The organism is Vibrio sp. QJM3NY_27 (assembly GCF_057785955.1).
This window is the reverse complement of sequence record NZ_CM173511.1, coordinates 891188-909338: the sequence shown is the minus strand read 5'-3', so window position 1 is coordinate 909338 and position 18151 is coordinate 891188. Positions and strand designations below refer to the sequence as shown.

The 18151-nt window shown below is 44.5% G+C and carries 19 protein-coding genes; 3 read left to right on the top strand and 16 right to left on the bottom strand.

Features of this window, described 5'->3' with window-relative positions; genetic code table 11:
- Positions 1-334: 334 nt before the first annotated feature.
- The 14 genes from AC3CIA_RS04150 to AC3CIA_RS04085 all read right to left on the bottom strand — a co-directional run bounded on the left by AC3CIA_RS04150 (position 335) and on the right by AC3CIA_RS04085 (position 14923).
- Positions 335-1471, bottom strand: coding sequence for a flagellin (locus AC3CIA_RS04150; protein WP_004736187.1), 1137 nt, complete (start codon positions 1469-1471; stop codon positions 335-337).
- Positions 1472-1894: 423 nt separating this feature from the next.
- Positions 1895-3085 carry a flagellar hook-associated protein FlgL gene (gene flgL, locus AC3CIA_RS04145; protein ID WP_004736186.1) on the bottom strand — a complete coding sequence of 397 codons (1191 nt, stop codon included), beginning with the start codon at positions 3083-3085 and terminating at the stop codon, positions 1895-1897.
- 9 nt (positions 3086-3094) lie between these two features.
- A complete protein-coding gene (gene flgK / locus AC3CIA_RS04140; protein WP_488518567.1) occupies positions 3095-4975 on the bottom strand; it encodes a flagellar hook-associated protein FlgK in 1881 nt (626 codons plus the stop codon).
- A gap of 221 nt (positions 4976-5196) precedes the next feature.
- Complete coding sequence (gene flgJ, locus AC3CIA_RS04135) at positions 5197-6114, bottom strand: flagellar assembly peptidoglycan hydrolase FlgJ (protein WP_265121784.1); 918 nt, start codon at positions 6112-6114, stop codon at positions 5197-5199.
- Positions 6115-6124: 10 nt separating this feature from the next.
- Positions 6125-7216 (bottom strand): flagellar basal body P-ring protein FlgI, encoded by a 1092-nt coding sequence (locus AC3CIA_RS04130; protein ID WP_488518566.1) that lies wholly within the window; start codon positions 7214-7216, stop codon positions 6125-6127.
- Between the two features lie 94 nt (positions 7217-7310).
- Positions 7311-8087, bottom strand: coding sequence for a flagellar basal body L-ring protein FlgH (gene flgH / locus AC3CIA_RS04125; protein WP_065206830.1), 777 nt, complete (start codon positions 8085-8087; stop codon positions 7311-7313).
- Positions 8088-8175: 88 nt separating this feature from the next.
- Positions 8176-8964, bottom strand: a complete 789-nt coding sequence (gene flgG / locus AC3CIA_RS04120) for a flagellar basal-body rod protein FlgG (protein ID WP_004736180.1) — start codon at positions 8962-8964, stop codon at positions 8176-8178.
- Positions 8965-8985: 21 nt separating this feature from the next.
- The gene (gene flgF, locus AC3CIA_RS04115) at positions 8986-9735 is read right to left on the bottom strand and encodes a flagellar basal-body rod protein FlgF (protein WP_017095944.1); all 750 of its coding nucleotides are present in this window, start codon (positions 9733-9735) and stop codon (positions 8986-8988) included.
- Positions 9736-10005: 270 nt separating this feature from the next.
- The gene (gene flgE, locus AC3CIA_RS04110; protein WP_017076830.1) at positions 10006-11310 is read right to left on the bottom strand and encodes a flagellar hook protein FlgE; all 1305 of its coding nucleotides are present in this window, start codon (positions 11308-11310) and stop codon (positions 10006-10008) included.
- A gap of 50 nt (positions 11311-11360) precedes the next feature.
- A complete protein-coding gene (gene flgD / locus AC3CIA_RS04105; RefSeq protein WP_488518565.1) occupies positions 11361-12071 on the bottom strand; it encodes a flagellar hook assembly protein FlgD in 711 nt (236 codons plus the stop codon).
- Between the two features lie 17 nt (positions 12072-12088).
- Entirely contained in the window at positions 12089-12502 is a 414-nt protein-coding gene (flgC, locus tag AC3CIA_RS04100; protein WP_114633099.1) for a flagellar basal body rod protein FlgC, read from the bottom strand.
- Between the two features lie 4 nt (positions 12503-12506).
- Entirely contained in the window at positions 12507-12902 is a 396-nt protein-coding gene (gene flgB / locus AC3CIA_RS04095; protein WP_004736175.1) for a flagellar basal body rod protein FlgB, read from the bottom strand.
- Positions 12903-13157: 255 nt separating this feature from the next.
- A complete protein-coding gene (locus AC3CIA_RS04090; RefSeq protein WP_004736174.1) occupies positions 13158-13985 on the bottom strand; it encodes a protein-glutamate O-methyltransferase in 828 nt (275 codons plus the stop codon).
- Positions 13986-13996: 11 nt separating this feature from the next.
- Positions 13997-14923: a chemotaxis protein CheV gene (locus AC3CIA_RS04085; RefSeq protein WP_004736173.1), complete on the bottom strand. Its 927-nt coding sequence runs from the start codon at positions 14921-14923 to the stop codon at positions 13997-13999.
- Positions 14924-15000: 77 nt separating this feature from the next.
- On the opposite strand from AC3CIA_RS04085, the gene flgA reads away from it, so the two are divergent.
- The 3 genes from flgA to AC3CIA_RS04070 all read left to right on the top strand — a co-directional run bounded on the left by flgA (position 15001) and on the right by AC3CIA_RS04070 (position 16736).
- Positions 15001-15747: a flagellar basal body P-ring formation chaperone FlgA gene (flgA, locus tag AC3CIA_RS04080; protein WP_017076831.1), complete on the top strand. Its 747-nt coding sequence runs from the start codon at positions 15001-15003 to the stop codon at positions 15745-15747.
- 179 nt (positions 15748-15926) lie between these two features.
- Entirely contained in the window at positions 15927-16244 is a 318-nt protein-coding gene (gene flgM / locus AC3CIA_RS04075) for a flagellar biosynthesis anti-sigma factor FlgM (protein WP_108093648.1), read from the top strand.
- 66 nt (positions 16245-16310) lie between these two features.
- Positions 16311-16736 carry a flagella synthesis protein FlgN gene (locus tag AC3CIA_RS04070; protein ID WP_102457445.1) on the top strand — a complete coding sequence of 142 codons (426 nt, stop codon included), beginning with the start codon at positions 16311-16313 and terminating at the stop codon, positions 16734-16736.
- 257 nt (positions 16737-16993) lie between these two features.
- Here the strand turns inward: AC3CIA_RS04070 and flgP are convergent, their stop codons facing one another.
- Positions 16994-17425, bottom strand: coding sequence for a flagellar assembly lipoprotein FlgP (gene flgP / locus AC3CIA_RS04065; protein ID WP_004736169.1), 432 nt, complete (start codon positions 17423-17425; stop codon positions 16994-16996).
- Positions 17426-17434: 9 nt separating this feature from the next.
- Positions 17435-18070, bottom strand: a complete 636-nt coding sequence (locus AC3CIA_RS04060) for a FlgO family outer membrane protein (protein ID WP_004736167.1) — start codon at positions 18068-18070, stop codon at positions 17435-17437.
- Positions 18071-18151 lie beyond the last annotated feature (81 nt).

The following is an 18151-nucleotide window of genomic DNA, read 5'->3' as shown; positions in this document are numbered from 1 at the left end:
TTGTAACGAAGAAAATGGGTTGAATTCAAACTTAAGGATCAGAAATCTAAAGTTAGAAACCAGTGGGAAACGCAAAAGACAGGAAACAGAGAAATAAATAACAGAAAGGAAAAAGCCCCTTTTCCTTTGAGAGAACCGGGGCTAGTTGGCAGGTCAGAGCCTGTGTGGAGATCATCGAGAAATGAACACATTTCTGACGCGCCGTTGCATTCTTACCGTAAAAATGAATAGCAGGTGAGAGATGAGAGAGCTAAACACTCATAGTAAGTATGCTTGCCAGTTTCCCTTGCTGCATGGCTCACGTCTGAACACGAGCAGCAAGTTCAACCAATAACTATTGCAATAGTGTCATTGCAGAGTTAGGCAACTGTTTTGCTTGAGCAAGTATCGAAGTACCTGCTTGTTGCAGAATTTGTGATTTGGTCATTTGCGTCGTCTCTTTCGCAAAGTCCGTATCTTTGATTCGGCTGTTAGAAGCGTCGACGTTCTCTTGAACGTTTGCCAAGTTATTAATACTGTGGCTTAGACGGTTCTGTTTAGCACCCAAATCAGCACGCTGTGAATCTACGTACTTCATTGCAGAATCAATTACGCTGATTGCGTTTTGTGAACCTGCAACGCTAGTCAGGCTGATATCTTGAACCGATGTTGCACGGCCTTCACTCTTAATACCTAGCTCAGATGCTAGGCCACCAGAAATCGACATGGCACCGTCAAGGTCAGGTTCAGCAACAAATAGTTGAATGCGACCATCATCGGTAACCGATGCGTTAACAAGATCAGATTGACCATTAATGTAAGTAGCAAGCTCTTCGATATCATCACCCGCTTTGGTATTGATATCTAAAACGATGTCTTCACCTGCTTTGGTTCTGAATTCAAACTTAAGGTCGCTCGCCGTTGGCGGCACTTCCCAGCTTTTATCTTTACCATTTTCAGAATCAAACGTAGTACCGCCCATACGGAAATCATCAGCACGAACACTAGTGAGTCCCATAATCATTGCTTCACCAGAGCTAGAACCAATCTGGAAAGATGCTTCACCAAATGAACCATTCAACAGACGACGGCCACCAAACGAGGTCGTTTCCGCGATACGGTTTAGCTCATCTTGAAGTGCCGAAGACTCTTCATTAAGCGCTGTACGTTCCGCTGCCGAGTTCGTACCGTTTGATGATTGAATCGCCAGATCACGCATACGTTGTAGTACGTTAGTTGATTCATTCATCGCGCCTTCAGCGGTTTGTGCAATTGAAATACCATCATTGGCATTACGCATTGCCACGTCTAAACCACGTGATTGCGCCGTTAAACGGTTAGAGATTTGCAGACCGGCTGCATCATCTTTCGCGCTGTTGATTTTATGCCCTGATGACAAACGCTCCATAGAAGTCGCTAAATCATTAGACGCTTTATTCAGGTAACGCTGTGCTGTCATAGCAGAAACGTTAGTGCTTACATTAATAGCCATTTTGCTCTCCTTATGAGTTCGCAAACTTTCTGCGAAGCGGCCAGCTTTACTCTCATATGGATAAGCACTGACCGTGTATTACTCGCTAAACCCTATGCAGGGTTTAAGATCTGTATAAATCATTTTATGACCAACACAGATACAAGTTATATGCCAAGTTTAATACTGATTTGATTAATTTTTAATATACATAAAATCAATCACTTAAATTAAAACTTAACTCGATTTGGTTTAACTGGCTTGGGGAACAAAAAGTACCTTCATTGACCCATTGCCGCTTTTTGCCGCTATTTTCAAACAGATGATGTCCTGTATAAAAAACCGGCAAAGGTTGAAGTGATTCGCTCATACGGCATAGCACATACGGCAAAGAATCTAACTTCAATGGTGAGGGTTAATTCACCACTAAATACCGATCAATTATTAAATATAATTGAACAAGGTCAGGTCTTTGGTTTTACCAAACGCTTGTTGCGAAGCTTGTAATGCTCGAGAGTTTTCATTGAACTCAATGATGGCTTTCGAGTAATCCAAGTCTTCAAAGTTGCTTTTTGCTTTGGCTAAAGACAACTTAAAATCTTCATGCTGTTGCTCTTGAATATCCAGCGTACTTAAACGCGCACCAACATCGGTTCTCGCCTTGGTCAAATGGATAAACGCAGCGTGGAACTCTTCGGTTACTTGGTGCAGTTTCGCTGTTGCTGATGCATCCGATACCGGGTTTTCAGCCTGCTCAGCCGCCTCTTTGAACGTATCAAAGATAGAGAAAGTCTCTCGTGGTTCTAAGGTGATCGAATCACCTTTAGTGATTTGGCCTTTGATTTGGATATTCAGACCTTCATAGACAATGCCAGTCGAAGGATCAAAGTCTTCCGCGGCCACCACTGCGCCATCTTTTTCAAGTTGATAAGCATAATTTCCTGTCTGCATATCAACGAACGTCACTTTATACGTTGACCCATCTTCAGCTGAGTTCGTCGCACGTTCCAAAAGTAATTCAGAAGCAGGTTCAAGCTCGTATTGAGGTTCGTAATCACCAAACGGGTTATCTATTTCCATAAATAACTTGCTGCCCGGATCATTCATCGCCATCTCGAAGCTACTCGCTACACGCATCTTTCGCTGATAGTCATCGCCCTGATAGCTGACATTACCTTGGTTATCTCTAAAGAAGGGTTGATTCTTCGGCTTAGTACCCGCAAACGTGTAATTGCCCGACTCATCTTGAGAGTTAGCTAGATGCAGAAAGTTATTCGATAGCTCTTGGATCTCGCGTTTCTTCGCTAAGCGGTCCTCTGGAGAAAGCGCACCGTTAATCATTTCCATCACGGTTCGTTTTGCTTCATCAGCAAAACCCTCGGTGTTGGAGACCAATACCTCATGATGCTCCAATCGATTACGAACCAAGACGATTGCGTCACTATATTGCTTTAGCTGCTCTGATTGCTGACCAATATTCTGTAAATAATGGGTCGCAAGAGGATCATCACTCGGCGACTGCAACTTCTTACCTGAAGCAAGTTGTGCTTGGTTGTGATGTATCTTGTTCTCTTGACGGCGCAAGTCGTTCTGAACAGATTGGTAATTGTGGAAGCTAGAAATACGATTCAACATTTATACTTCCTACCTCAGAGCCAAAATAGTATTGAACGTATCATTAGCTGCTTGCATGATGCGTGAAGAAGCCATATACGCTTGCTGAAATTTCATCATATTTGCCGCTTCTTCATCGAGGTTAACCCCCGACACTGAAGCAATACGTTCCTGAGCGGATTCCTTTTCTAAGGTGGCAATGTCGCTTAACCGATTTGCCGTCGACGCTTTCAGGCCCGTGTTGGTATTCAAGTTGTGGTAAAGGTCTAAAATCGTAGACTCACCATCATTCAAGATCTTACCGGTTTGGAGATCTTGCAGCTTACGCAAGTTACCGTTGTCACCCTCTGATGGGACAAGGTTTGCCGTAAATTTATCGTTTGCCACAGCGCCAGCGGTCAACTCGAAAGTCGTGCCATTAATCGTAACCGGACCTTCAGGTGGGTACGGCTGCGGCTGCATTAAAATATTGCCTTTCGGATCAGTCACGGCAAACTGCTCACCTTTTGGTGAAACAATCACTTCAAACTCACGTAATTGACCGGCCGCTAGGATCTTGAACCCCGCCGAGCCTTTCGCGAACGTAGTCGATGCCTCATAACTTTGTGCGGCAATATCTCTAGGGTCTTTGGTTTCCATCTGAATCTGAGCAGCAAAGTTACGCGTTGGACGCAGTAACAACTTTTCACCCAATGCAGGCGGGTTTCGAACTTCGACTCGCATACCATCTAGGTAAAAAGCATTGCCTGCTGCATTCGTGCTGACTTTTACCGTTTCACCGTCAGGCTTGGTCACGACATAGTCACTGCCGTCATATTTAAGACCGTACTCACCGCCTTTTAAGGCAGAGGTGTCATCAATATAAACGGCAACATCAGCCTTTGATTGGCTGCCAGCCGTCACGCGTGATTTCGCCACCCGCTCAGAGTTCACATCGGTGAAAATATCTTGGCCAACGTTGCCATTGAGATCTAAACCTTGTGATTGAAGTGAGTTTACTTTCTCCGAGAAAGCCGTCGCCAAACGCCCAAGCTCATCCATGATGTCAGGAATGTGTTCGTCTCGCATATCAAGCATGGCACCGATTTTCCCATCGATATCATTACTGGTAATCGGCTTCAGAGACTTACCTTCAACAATCGCCAGTCGACGCTGATGCGTATCAGGTAAACCGTCAACTAGCTTCAGTTGACTTGCTTCGCTACCAGAAACCAAGGTATGACCATTACCAATATGGACGTTAAATCCTTCCGCATTAGATCGCGGCGTTACCGTCACTTTGGTGTAGCCAGATAGCTCATTGATCAGCTTTTCGTGCTGATCTCGTAAATCATTGTGAGGTCCAGGTGTTCGCATCATCAGACGCTGAACGTCACGAATCTCAACCGCAATTTGGTTTACTCGCTCAATGCCGACTTCTAATTTTTTGTTGGTAGAATCAGACTGTTGACGTACCGTTTCATGAAATTCATTCAAGGTTTTAGTTACAAGCCCTGCTTTCTCTAACACGACCTTACGCGCACCCACATCATTTGGGGTATCGGCGAGAGTCTTAACGGAATCAAACCATTCGTTGAGGTTTTCTGGAATCTTCTTTGAAGCGACCGACGACAACATGCTCGACAGCATATCGAGATTGGCTTCGGTATCGCCTTTGTTGGCGGCATTAGTTGTCGATAAGTTAAGTTCTTTGACGGCAAACTGATCCCAAGAGCGGCGAACATTTTCCACATGCACACCCATACCGTAGGATTGCCCACCGTACTGGCGCGGGTCATTCACACCTTGAATCACAGACTGGCGGCTATAGCCCTCTGTGTTGGCGTTAGAAATGTTATGACCTGTGGTGTTGAGCTGTCTCTGAGCCGTAAGAACACTTTGTGCCCCTACATTCAGAAGATCCGACGCCATAATGCCCCCAAAAAACTTAACAAAACCAGAATGAACTGATTAACTACAACCGCATATTACTAAGATAAATAGCAATATATGTGCCAATACAAATAGTGAAGAGTTAAAATACAATAATTTATTGAAGTGTAAGGAGATAACTATGGATGACGCGCAAGAACTGAAGGGGCAGAGAAGAAAAGAGCCTGCCAGGAGCAAGCTCTCTATGTTGATTTATGACGCTAGTTCATCTCATCAATCTTGGCTTTAACTCGTAAAACCTTGTCTGCATAGTTAGGGTCAGTTGCGTAACCAGCTTGATGAATACCTTTGATGAAATTCTCTGAATTGCCTTGATGCTGTAGTGCCGTTTCGTATCTTGGATTTTCATTCAAGAACTTCACGTAATCATTAAAGCTATCTTCGAAATTAGAGTAAGAACGGAAAGAAGCTGACTCTTTAACGGCTGTTTTGCCATGGAACTCAAGAGTTTGGGTTGCGACCTTATCGCCCTTCCAACTTCTATCTGCTTTGATGTTAAATAGGTTATTGCTGTTACCCAAAGAGTTCTTAATCATCTTAGAGCCCCAACCTGTTTCAAGTGCCGCTTGTGCTAATAGCAGTGACGAATCAACACCGAGTGCGCTCGCCGCTTTTTCAGCGTAAGGCTTCATCGACGTAACAAACGATTCCGGCGAATCAAATGAAGCGGGTTGTTTTGCAGCGGAAGCAGACTGAACTTGAGATACTTTATTTTCTGAACGACCTGAATATTGAGGTCTTTCCAGCGAGGTATCAAAACCTTCACTGCGAACCTTATCTTCTGTCGCGTCGCTTGCTTGACCTGCGCTTAACTGAGCTACAATCATGTCCGCAAGACCGAGCGAACCTGATGCACTCAACTCACTCGCCATTTGGTCATCTTGCATCTGACGATAAAACTGTTCGTTCTGGCTGTTCAGCATATCTGATTTAAAGCTAGAGTTCGCATCACGCATCGACTTAAACAACATCGACGTAAAAATGGATTCAAACTGTTTTGCCGCAGCGGTTAATGCTTCTTTCTCGCTGCCTTCTTCACCGTTTACTGCTTGTTGACGAAGACGATCTAGGCTGCCGATGTCGTGAATAAAGCCGATGTCATTGTTATTTTTAATCATGCTTTACTCCTTAGATAATGATCAACTGGCCTTCAATAGCACCCGCTTGTTTCAGTGCTTGAAGGATTGCCATTAAATCAGAAGGCGCTGCGCCCACTTCGTTGACTGCACGAACCAAATCATCCAGCGTTAGACCCGGTTCAAACTTGAACATCTTGCCATCGGCTTCGGTGACTTCGATATCAGAATCAGGAACCACTACGGTTTGACCACCAGAAAATGCATTCGGTTGGCTCACGTTGAGGTTTTCTTTGATTGCGACCGTCATACCACCGTGCGTTACCGCTGCCGCTTTTAAGCGAACATGTTTACCAACCACAATCGTACCAGTACGAGAGTTAACAATGATTTTTGCAGAACCCTCTGCAGGGTCGAATTCGATATTTTCGATGGCAGATAAGAAAGCTACACGTTGGCTGATTTCACGTGGCGCACGAACTTTTACTGACGTCGCGTCGACCGCTGAAGCCATTTGTGGGCCTAGGAAATTATTAACCGCGTCAGCCAAGCGCTGAGCCGTTGTAAAATCGGATTGGATTAGGTTGAAAGCAATGTAGTCACCACGGCCAAATGGAGTTGGGATTTCTTGCTCAACCGTCGCACCGCTAGATATGATGCCGACATTAGGGTTGTTACCGACGATTTTAGAGCCATCGTTACCTTGTGCACTAAAACCACTCACCACCAAGTTACCTTGAGCCACAGCATACACTTGACCGTCTAGACCTTTCAGGAAAGTCTGCAGTAAGGTACCACCACGAAGGCTTTTTGCTGATCCGATAGAAGAAACGGTTACGTCAACTTCCTGGCCCTGCTTAGAGAATGCCGGGAGTTCAGCGGTAACAATTACCGCGGCGACGTTTTTAGTTTTTGGCTTGGTGCCGGGCGGCAATTGGATGCCAAAGTTTTGCAGCATTGCGTTAAACGTTTGATCGGTAAAGGGAGTTGTCTCACCTGTCCCCGGCAAACCCGTAACCAAACCATAACCGACAAGTTGGTTACTACGAACACCCGCCACTTTTGCCACGTCTTTAATACGCGCAGCATGGGCACTGGTGGCAAGAAATAGCATGCCGAATAGTACGAGTGTGAGTTTTTTCATTGAGTAACCTGTCTGTATTGCTTTAGTTTATAATAACTTAGCGAAATATTTGTGATTGATGAGGGCTGTCAGTATCCCGACGCCCTATCAAGCTCTACAGAGATACATTAAAGAATCGTGCCAAGAATCCAGGCTCTTGCATATCTTTCTGCACGCCCGTACCTGAATACTGAATTCGTGCGTTAGAAACACGGTTTGAAGCGATGGTATTTTCGAAGTCTATATCATCAGGACGGATGGTGCCGCTTAGGCGGATGTACTCATCGCCCGTATTCAGTGTCATCCACTTTTCGCCACGGACCACTAGATTACCATTGGCTAATACTTCGATAACTTCAACGGTAATGTAGCCGCTGATACTGTTACTTTGGTTGGCTGACGCGTCACCCGCAAAGGTGTTGGTGTTGCTCAGATCATAAGAGAAGTTGTACTTGTCGATAGTCAGCTCTTGACCACCGACTGCCAGCGGCTCCATCGTTGCATCGTTCGACTTAGACATGTCTGCGTTGGCTTTCTTGGTCGCTCGAGTATTCTCGTCTAACGCCACGGTAATGATGTCACCAATACCACGAGGTTTTGAGTCGTCATACATGCTGCCAATGTGATTAACATTGAACAATGAGCCCGTTGCTGCTGCGTAGTGTTCTGGTTTTTCTTTTGGATTGATTGGCGCCCATGCTGGGTCACCAGCAACTGGATCGGTTCGACCACGAAGTGTATCAATAATGCCTGAGCTCTCTTGAGCCGACTTATCACCTTCCACTGCATCAACTACTGTGGTTGCGTTTTCTTCTGCTGGAGTCTCGATCGGATCCAGTACAGCACAACCCGTCATAGACATAAACAGAGCTAAACAAAAAATACGTTTCATGGCGATATACTCTCAGCAGGCAGTGGTAAATGGATCAATTAGCAAAAACAGATCTATTAATTAAAAAAGTAAACGGCAAATAAACCAATTACAGCTGTTGGTTAACAAAGCTCATCATCTTGTCTACCGACGAGATAACTTTCGAGTTCATTTCATAAACACGTTGAGCTTCAATCATATTAACCAGCTCTTCGGTTACGTTGACGTTCGATGTTTCTAGCATCGACTGACGAATATTACCTAAGCCATCAAAGCCAGGAACACCCTCTTGCGGGTCGCCACTAGCACCTGTTGGTAAGTAAAGGTTTTGACCTACAGGCTCTAAACCACCTGGGTTTACGAAGTCAGTGATGGTAATTTGGCCAACCACGACGTTGTTTTGCTCACCACGTAGGCGTACTGATACTTCACCGTCGTTACCAACAGTTACCGAAATCGCATCTTCAGGAATCACGATTTCTGGTTGCAGAGCATAACCTTGACCTGATGTAACGATCGCGCCGTCACCGTTCAGAGTGAACTGACCATTTCGGCTGTAACCTGTTTCACCGTCTGGCATTTCAACTTGGAAGAAGCCGTCGCCTTCAATCATCATATCTAAGCTGTTCGACGTCGTTTGCGCGTTACCGTGAGTGTGCACTTTTTGAGTTGCGACTACTTTTGAACCTGCACCTAACATCAAGCCACTTGGCAGCTCAGTATTTTGAGACGATTGGCCACCTGGCTGGTTGATATTCTGATAGAACAGATCTTCAAATACCGCACGGCTCTTTTTAAAACCAATGGTCGAGGCGTTGGCAAGGTTGTTCGAAATCGTTGAGATATTGGTTTGTTGTGCGTCTAAACCTGTTTTACTTACCCATAATGCTGGATGCATAGCAAATTCCTTTAAATTCTATTAGCTCATACGAAGCAGCGAATCAGACGATTTGTCCATTTCCTCTGCCGTGCTCATCATCTTGACCTGCATTTCAAACTGACGTTGTAAGTCAATTAGGCTGGTCATTTCACCTACAGCATTTACGTTACTGCCTTCGATAGCACCTTTAAGCAACGTTACCGCTGCATCTGCTTCGTATGCCTGATCTGGGTTTTTCGAACGGAATAGACCATTCGTATCTTTAAACAAACTTTGGTTGTCTGGGCGTACAAGTTTAATACGGTCAACAATCGCTAATTCTTCAGCTGGAGCGCCTTGAGGAATCACCGAAATCGTACCATCTGTACCAATTTCTACTTTGCTGACCGGGATTGGGAGCGTGATTGGCGCGTCATTCTCACCTAACACCAAGTGACCGCTTGCGTTGGTTAACAAACCGTTTTGGTCAACCTTTAGATTACCATTACGCGTTAAACCTTCACGGCCTGTGTTATCCATCACTGAAATCCAACCATCACCTTGAATAGTGACATCAAGATCTCGGCCAGTGGTGACCACACTACCTTGTGCGAAATTATGACCCGGACGTTCTGTCATGCTGAAAACACGAGTAGGCATGCCTTCACCGTACGCTTGCATTGAACGTGCTTGTGCTAAATCAGCACGGAAACCCGTTGTACTTACGTTGGCAAGGTTGTTAGCACGTAGCTGCAAAGCTTGCATATTTTGCTTAGCGCCACTCATGGCAAGAAACAGTGCGCGATCCATAATTTTGCTCCAAAAAATCATCTTCTGGGGCTAACAAAGCAAACACTGTGCCAGTATTTTTAACTGTTATTTATCAATAATTTAAATAGAAAACAACGAAGAAGAGGGATCACAAAAGGATCATTGAGGAAGAATTGTTGCCAGTGGCATTACCGGGCGGCAATAGGGGCGGCAAATAGAAAAGTAAACAGCCATATCAAATTCAGCAACAATACCCAATTCAATAACATTGAATTGGGTATTCGCAGATGATTCAAACGCTCGAAACGATTAACGAATCTGAAGAATATTCTGTTGCAGTTGGTTGTGTACTTCTAGAGAACGAGAGTTCGCTTGGAAGTTACGTTGAGCAGAAATCAAATCAACCAGTTCTTGAGTCATATCGATGTTCGACTGCTCTAGCGAGCCGTTGTTGATGCTACCAAATGAACCTTTGTTCGATTCACCCCAGATTTTAGAACCTGAGTCATTAGTAGAATCCCACTGAGTGCCGCCTTTCTTATCTAGGCCTTGCTCATTGGGTACACGAACCAAGCCTACACGGCCAAGCATCACGTTTTCACCATTTGAGTAAGTACCTAAAACACTACCGTACTCATCGAAATCGATTTTAGTTAAGAAACCTGTTGTCGCGCCATCTTCATCGAACTTAGTCAGTTCAAATGGAGCGGCAAACTGAGTTGATGAATCTAGACCAAACTTAAGCACCTGCGTTGGATCTGCACCGTTCAAATCAATTGGGTTCGCTCCAGCACCTAGTGCCTCAGAGTTAATTGGCTGGCCATTGTTAAGGCTCGCCAACGTACCGTCATTATTGAACTTCATTGTGTGACCAACATGACCTTGTGCATTGGTCGCATCACCACCAGTAATGTTGACCGGCTTTTCACCGTTCTCATCTGACATGGTGTAGTACGTCTGCCAAGTGTTTGGTTGAGTCTGATCTTTGAGGTAGTAAGTCGTTAACTTGTAAGACTGACCCATAGAATCGTATACCGTCGAAGACGTTGCACGGTTATAAGTATCAGCATCTTTGAAGTTAAATGCAGCCGGGTCTTTAAGATCACCGTTTGCAGGAAGGTTAACTCCTACTTCAATGTTTTCTGTCTGTTTTGGCTTACCAAACTCAGCAGGAATGTCGAGAGGCTTTGGCGCGTAAGAAAGAACTTCACCCGAGTTTGGATCAACATCGTAACCTAAAAGAAACTCATCGTTAGCGGTAACCATGTAGTTGTCTTTGTTTAGGTGAAATGCACCATTACGCGTTAGTTCATTGATCTCCGGTACCATACGGTCTTTCGATACTGCAAAGAAACCTGTACCACTTACACGTAAGTCCATTGGGTTGTTCGTATAAATACTTGAACCTTCATGGAACTGTTGCGCCACTTGGCTAGCTTGCGCACCGCCACCTGCCGTCGTTTTTGCGTTAGTGAATAACGAACTTGAGTAAACATCGCCAAACTCCGCACGTGACTCTTTAAAGCCGAATGTGTTTGCGTTTGCAATGTTGTTACTGGTTGTATTCAGGTCTAGTTGTGCAGCGGATAGACCGCTTAAAGCTACATATGACATTCCAATATTCTCCTAATCTCTCTAGCTAGCATAATCACTCTTTTAAAGCGTTACGCTTTACCAACTTCTAGTACTTCAGCAAGTCGTACTGGCGATGTGAAACCAGCCAGATTGAGTAGTACGTTGCCATCGCCCTTACCAAGAAGCACACTGTTCACGTTCGCATAACTGGAAACTTGGAACTCTGTGTTCTCGCCATCCAGTAAACCCGACGCTTTCACGTTGTATTTACCGGCCGGCAATGGGTTACCGTCTTCGTCTTTTCCGTCCCATTCAACACGTGTGTCGCCTGATGGTTTAGAGCCGATATCAAAAGTGCGAACCAATTGTCCAACTTCGTTCTCAACACGGACGATTACATTGTCCATTGCCTGAGGAAGCTTAACCATGGACGCCATACCGCCATCACCAGGTTTCACACCTGCCGCACCAGGAACCAATACATCGCGGCCAACCAAAGAGGATGCCTGTAATGCTTGGTTAGAAGTCATTGATGAATTCAAGCTTTCAAACTGTGTATTCATTTTGCCAATGCCATCTACGGTCGCAAATGAAGCCATTTGCGCAATCATCTGGTCATTGCTAACCGGCTTAAAAGGGTCTTGTTGGGCTAATTGCTTAGTCAACAAAGATAAGAAGTCTTCTTGTTTAAGATCCTGCTTACCTGTTGTTTCGTCGGGCTTCTTAGTACCATCTTGAAGACTCTTCAGCTGGTCAACATAGGACAAGCCGCTTTGACCAACATTGTTGATTCCAGCCATTTGCTACCTCCTTATCCTTATTGACCCATCTGCAGCGTACGCAGCAGCATTTGTTTACTCGAGTCAGCAACCTGCACGTTTGTTTGGTACGCGCGTGATGCCGAAATCATGTTGGCCATTTCTTCCATAACGTTCACGTTAGGCTTGTAGATATAGCCTTCGTCATTCGCTAATGGGTGATCTGGGTTGTACTCCGCGCTCAGCGGCTTATCGCTTTCCACAATACCTAATACTTTCACAGGCACAGTGTGACCACTGTTACGTGCTTTATTTAACTCAGCGCCGAACACTGCGTGGCGAGCCTTGTAAGTTTCTTCAGCAGAACTACTTACACTGTCCGCGTTTGCAAGGTTGCTCGAGGTCGTATTTAGACGAACAGATTCAGCACTCATCGCAGAACCAGTCACATTGAATACATTGAATAAACTCATCTAATTATTCCCCTTTAATCGCTTTAGTTAAATTCTTGAACTTACTTCCTAGGAAGTCGAGAGAGGCTTGATGCCTAATTTGGTTTTGCATGAAAAGGTTTCTTTCCAAATCCAAATCAACCGTGTTGCCATCTCCTGTATCAGGTTGGGTAGGAATTCGATACTTCGTTTCCCCGTTCACCGTTGTTGAGGCAGAAATGTGCCGACCATCTGTACGGCTAAGACCAATGCTTGCCCCAGAACTTGCCGCTTGCAGCGATTTCTTAAAGTCTAATCCTTTTGCTTTATACCCAGGCGTGTTTGCTTGCGCGATATTGGTGGAAAGCACCTCAGCGTTACGCTCACGTACACCAACTGTGTGCTGGTGAATGCCTAAAGCATTGTCAAAAGAAATAGCCATGTAAACCTCAACTCAAGAACTGACTGTTATGAGATAACCAAAGCAATATATATACCAACTTTTCAAACAAAGCGGGCTATCAATACTTTTACAGGTTACTCGTGGGTAAACTTGCAATATACAAGCCAAAAAATAGAGTAAATTGGAATGTCACTCTGACTTAAAGATATAGGTTAAGCCGGAAAAAGAAAACCCAGCACTTGGCTGGGTTTTGAAATTAGGCAGTAACGTTGCACCTAGTACTGGTGCCACTCATTACTTTAATTTGTAGATGATGCCTGGATTACAGCGAACCATTTCAAAACGATCCGTTAAGCCTGTTAACGATTCAGACGCACCCAATAATAGGTAACCACCAGGATTCAGGCTGTTTGCCATCTGGTTAAGTACCTTTGATTTCATATCAGGCGAGAAGTAAATCAGCACGTTACGACAAAAGATGATGTCGAACTTACCTAACAATGCATAGCTGTCCATCAGGTTCTGAGGGCGGAAGTTCACCATGCGCTTAACGTTATCTTTCACTTTCATACGGCCATCGCCCGCATCTTCAAAGAAAGTACGACGACGCTCAGGAGAAAGTCCACGTCCCAATGCAAGGTTGTCGTACGCGCCAGTGCGGCACATATCCAACATACTTGCTGAGATGTCAGTTGCGGTAATCGATACATTTGGCAACATACCTGGCTTACGAGCTTGAGTTTCAAGAATCGTCATTGCCATTGAGTATGCTTCTTGGCCTGAAGAGCTTGCCGCAGACCAAATCTTAATAGGACGTTTATTTGCCGCTATTTCCGGTAGAAGTTTATCCGCAAGCACAGCAAACGGGTAAGTATCACGGAACCAAAGTGTCTCGTTCGTCGTCATGGCATCGACTGCAGCCACACGCAGCTCACGGTTTCGACCTGTTACTACATCTCTCAACAAATCAGACAACGAAGCTAACTTAAACTTCGTTACTAATGGGCTTAGACGGCTGCGCACTAAGTACTGTTTGCTGTCACCTAATACAATGCCACATTGAGATTCTAAGAAACGGCTGAAATCGCGATACTCTTGATCACTTATTGTTATAGCAGTCATTAATGTCTCTTTTAGTTAGTTAACGCAGCTTTTACCGCTGCACCAAGCTCATCGGGGTTGAACTTCGCGATAAAGGAGTTAGCTCCTACACGCTCAACCATGGCTTGGTTAAATACACCACTCAATGATGAGTGTAAAATTACGTATAGATCTTTAAGTTCGGCGTGACGACGAATCTCAGCAGTCAGCGTATAGCCATCCATTTCTGGCATTTCGATATCTGAAATCACCAATGAAATCTGATCGTAAATACTGCCTTCTGATGACATCTCCACCAGCTTCTCATAGGCTTCTTTACCATCTTTCACCGAAATAACTTCAAAACCAATCGACTCAATCGCACGCTGAACCTGCTTACGAGCAACGGTTGAATCATCAGCAATCAAGATACGACGAACCAATTCTTTACCTTGTTCTACTTCTGCGATTTCTTCAGCAATTTTGCTGTCCATTGTTTCATCAACAGGTGAAATCTCCGCTAGAATTTTTTCTACATCAAGAATTTCTACCAGCTCATTATCAATGTTGGTGACTGCAGTCAGGTAGTGGGCTTTGCCTGCACCATCTGGCGGCGGAAGAATCGACTCCCAGTGCATGTTAATAATGCGTTCTACTGAACTGACCAAGAAACCTTGAATGGTTCGGTTAAACTCAGAAATAACCACAAAACACTTTTCAACATCCGTTGTAGGACGGCCACCAATCGCTAAGCTCAAATCGATTACAGAGATCGTTTGGCCACGAATGTGTGCTACACCTTTAACCAGTGGGTTCAAGTTTGGCATTTTTGTCAGTTTAGGGCACTGAAGTACTTCTTTTACTTTAAAAACATTAATGCCGTAACGCTGACGCCCCATTAGGCGAAAGGTTAGTAATTCTAATCGGTTTTGACCGACGAGTTGCGTACGCTGATTCACCGAATCAAGAATACCCGTCATGAGCTCATCTCCATATCAAACTTTTTTGTATAAAAAGTGTTAGTCTACTGCAGGCTACGAACCACTAGAGAAACGGAATGATATATCATAAAACAAATCTGCCGCTTTTTTCCATAGCAATGTGTAGAGCTACTTTTAAAACTGTCGCTAAGTTTATCGGCATTTTATCAATATTGTTTAGTTTTTTTGTACAAGCTGCGACTCCAGAGCAAATTGAAATGATTCAGTCTGCGGCGGAACAACACATCCTAGAGACAGTTGAGCAGCCACAAGGCGGCGAACTCTTTGTTAACTCAGCAAATGTGGACTCTAGAATCAAAGCAACAGATTGCCCTATTCCTCTAGATACCAGCGCCTCAACCACCAGCAATACCCGTAGTAGCATTACGGTTTTAGTGCAATGTGTTCCTGATGAATGGCGAGTTTACGTGCCGGTACGCCTTTCAATGTCAGTACCACTAGTCACAACAACACGCTCACTAGCAAGAGGCGAAATCGTAGGTCAATACGATGTCACCACCGCTATGATTTCGCTTAACAAGTTTCGTCGCCAAGGTTTCACCGCTCCCCAACAAGTGATCGGCGCTAAGGTAAAAAAGAATCTGAGGCCAGGTGATGTTGTCGAAAGAGGCGATATCTGTGTCGTATGCCGAAACGAGAAGGTTATCATACAGGCAATAAAAGGTGGCATGACCATTACCACCAAAGGGACTGCGCTTACGGATGGCTCAATGGGTGATCAAGTAAGAGTGAAAAATGATAAATCACAGCGTATAATTGAAGGTATTGTTACCAGCATGTCTGAAGTCACGGTTTACTTTTAACTCTTTACTTCTAAATTGACGGTATCGTTAGTTATTTTGCTCTCAACTTTAACGCCAAAATATAGCGGCTGCGGTGTTTTGTCCCTTTTCGACTATTGAGCTAAAAATTGCTAAAGTATTCGAACCCTTGGTCGATATTGACTGTACAGGTTCCCATTTTTGAAGAAAAAGGCTTAACTATGGCAGGCATTGATAATATTCGTTCAGGGCAAACCCTAACGACCACTAACCGACCAGCAGTACGCTCTGATTCTAGCTCTGAGGCATCACGTTCTGATGCGTCAACTAAATCACCAGCAAGCAAAGACGCGGTTTCACTAAGCCAACAAGGCAAAGCGATTGGCCAGCTCCATCAAGACATGGCAGCACAACCAAGCTTTGACTCTGTAAAAGTTGCGGCGATCAAAGAAGCGATTGCGAATGGTTCATACACTGTCGATCCAGAGAAACTGGCTGACAACATGATCAAGTTCGAAGATGAATTAAAAGGCCTTTAAGAAAACACTAACTTTTCATTGAAGTTATTGTCTTAAAGTACACGAGGTTATGAATAGGTTTACGTTATGGCGGCACTAGCAGATTTAGTTAATTTTCAACTTCAAAATGCCAAAGCCTTATCTGAATTACTAAGTTCAGAGAAAACCGCTATTACGAGCCGACAATCAAACGATATTGAGCGAATCGCCAAAGAAAAAGTGGTCCTTGTTGAACAGCTAAGATCAACCGATCAACGAATTGCTACCCATACCAATATCTCAGAATTGACCGAGAACCCTGAACTTGCTCAGTTAGTCGAGACCATCAAGTCCATAGTGCACGACTGCCACCAAGCGAACCTAGTCAATGGCGAAGCCTTGAATCGAGCACACCTCAGTTTCAAAAAACTCAGCAATATGATGCAGCAAAGCCATGGTAAAATTGGTATGACTTACAATGCCGGTGGCCAAACGCATACGATTTCTACGCTGGGAACCAATGTAAAAGCCTAATTGGGCTAATCTTCTTCGCACAACACCCTTCTTGCTTGTATCTGTATCTGTATCTCAGCCTACCCTTCTCACTACACCGTCAAAGTCTCTCTAAACCTGTAAATACCCCTAATAAACGATAAACACAAAAAAAGCGGCAAGTATTTTCATACTTGCCGCTTTTTTAGTCATAACCGTTATTTGTTGCCGACACGCCATCTGGAAAGCGAGTGGCAGCCAATATAATTAGGTAAGCCTATAACTGGATGCTCCTAAAACTAGAACAACGTTTGTTGTCTCTTCTCAGGCACTGCCTGAACTTCACCGTAATTACGTAGCTGTTCCATCTTACGGATATCTAATTGGAGCTCTGTTACATAGCTATCACCCACTGGGTAGCTGCGCACTACTTCTGCGCCACGGATTACACCATCAACTGCACCAGAAGTACGTTCAGTGCCAAGGCGTTGATCTTCAAGCTCTGCTCGGCCGCTTACTCGCATACCATACACTTGTTCAGCAAGTTCACGATAAGCATCGATCTTGGAAGCTCTCATCGCACGAATGCGCCTTTCCTCATCGTTACGTCCCTTTTGCTCACTGATACTCGCGTAACCAACGGCAACTAAGTAATCGTCTGGCCTCATGTTTTGCAGAGGCTGACAGCCAACAAGCAGCAAAGCGGCAACAACAAATATTAACTTCTTCATCTCGAACTCCTAGGGGCGAAGAATAACGGTGTAAGGCTGAGTCATCGTTGGATCAGAACGAATAATGACACCATCTTGAGTTCGAATGCTGTTCAGAGTATCTAGATCTCGACCAATACGATCCGCTGGCAAAAAGCCTTGCGCGGAAGCAACCACAATACGAGTTTGCATGCCTACCACACGAGCATTAACTAGAACACCGCCCTCTTGACGAAGCATAGTGCCTGTCAGCACGTACTGGACATCTTGCTCTTGAGCTAAGTCTTTCCAATCACGGCTTAATGCAAAATCACCTTGGTGAGTGACTTGGATCGAACCGGTTGTTTTAAAATCAACCACCTTGAAGCCACGACGCTGAAACTGATGAATGAAGCCTTCTGATACCGAGTTACCTAGCCAGTTTGTTGTGTCCATGTGCTGCAGGTCAACAAACGAAGTAATCGCAATTGGGGTTCTTGCTGAAATACTCGTATTCGAAATGATCAAATCTTCAGTCATACTTTCCACGAAAAAGTCCATGGTATGACGAGGGCTGTCCATCAACATAAACTGACTGCCTGAATATTCAGACTTGCCGTTATAGATCGGCGAATAAGCGCATGATGTCAGTAACATGACACTCATTACTACGAGCCATTTTTTCATTCTCTAATCTCCAGATATGTTTAGTGCTACCTATTCCAATATGTTCTCACCATTATTCTTTTCAATGGATTACAATGTTGG

What these genes read in the sequence shown, in the direction of transcription:
- flgM (WP_108093648.1), top strand. Translation starts at nt 15,927, where the DNA reads ATGGCAGGCATTGATAATATTCGTTCAGGGCAAACCCTAACGACCACT.
- flgA (WP_017076831.1), top strand. Translation starts at nt 15,001, where the DNA reads ATGATATATCATAAAACAAATCTGCCGCTTTTTTCCATAGCAATGTGT.
- flgB (WP_004736175.1), bottom strand. Translation starts at nt 12,902, where the DNA reads ATGGCTATTTCTTTTGACAATGCTTTAGGCATTCACCAGCACACAGTT.
- flgE (WP_017076830.1), bottom strand. Translation starts at nt 11,310, where the DNA reads ATGTCATATGTAGCTTTAAGCGGTCTATCCGCTGCACAACTAGACCTG.
- flgJ (WP_265121784.1), bottom strand. Translation starts at nt 6,114, where the DNA reads ATGATTAAAAATAACAATGACATCGGCTTTATTCACGACATCGGCAGC.
- AC3CIA_RS04090 (WP_004736174.1), bottom strand. Translation starts at nt 13,985, where the DNA reads ATGACTGCTATAACAATAAGTGATCAAGAGTATCGCGATTTCAGCCGT.
- flgF (WP_017095944.1), bottom strand. Translation starts at nt 9,735, where the DNA reads ATGGATCGCGCACTGTTTCTTGCCATGAGTGGCGCTAAGCAAAATATG.
- flgD (WP_488518565.1), bottom strand. Translation starts at nt 12,071, where the DNA reads ATGGCTGGAATCAACAATGTTGGTCAAAGCGGCTTGTCCTATGTTGAC.
- flgP (WP_004736169.1), bottom strand. Translation starts at nt 17,425, where the DNA reads ATGAAGAAGTTAATATTTGTTGTTGCCGCTTTGCTGCTTGTTGGCTGT.
- AC3CIA_RS04070 (WP_102457445.1), top strand. Translation starts at nt 16,311, where the DNA reads ATGGCGGCACTAGCAGATTTAGTTAATTTTCAACTTCAAAATGCCAAA.
- flgK (WP_488518567.1), bottom strand. Translation starts at nt 4,975, where the DNA reads ATGGCGTCGGATCTTCTGAATGTAGGGGCACAAAGTGTTCTTACGGCT.
- AC3CIA_RS04060 (WP_004736167.1), bottom strand. Translation starts at nt 18,070, where the DNA reads ATGAAAAAATGGCTCGTAGTAATGAGTGTCATGTTACTGACATCATGC.
- AC3CIA_RS04150 (WP_004736187.1), bottom strand. Translation starts at nt 1,471, where the DNA reads ATGGCTATTAATGTAAGCACTAACGTTTCTGCTATGACAGCACAGCGT.
- flgH (WP_065206830.1), bottom strand. Translation starts at nt 8,087, where the DNA reads ATGAAACGTATTTTTTGTTTAGCTCTGTTTATGTCTATGACGGGTTGT.
- AC3CIA_RS04085 (WP_004736173.1), bottom strand. Translation starts at nt 14,923, where the DNA reads ATGACGGGTATTCTTGATTCGGTGAATCAGCGTACGCAACTCGTCGGT.
- flgC (WP_114633099.1), bottom strand. Translation starts at nt 12,502, where the DNA reads ATGAGTTTATTCAATGTATTCAATGTGACTGGTTCTGCGATGAGTGCT.
- AC3CIA_RS04130 (WP_488518566.1), bottom strand. Translation starts at nt 7,216, where the DNA reads ATGAAAAAACTCACACTCGTACTATTCGGCATGCTATTTCTTGCCACC.
- flgL (WP_004736186.1), bottom strand. Translation starts at nt 3,085, where the DNA reads ATGTTGAATCGTATTTCTAGCTTCCACAATTACCAATCTGTTCAGAAC.
- flgG (WP_004736180.1), bottom strand. Translation starts at nt 8,964, where the DNA reads ATGCATCCAGCATTATGGGTAAGTAAAACAGGTTTAGACGCACAACAA.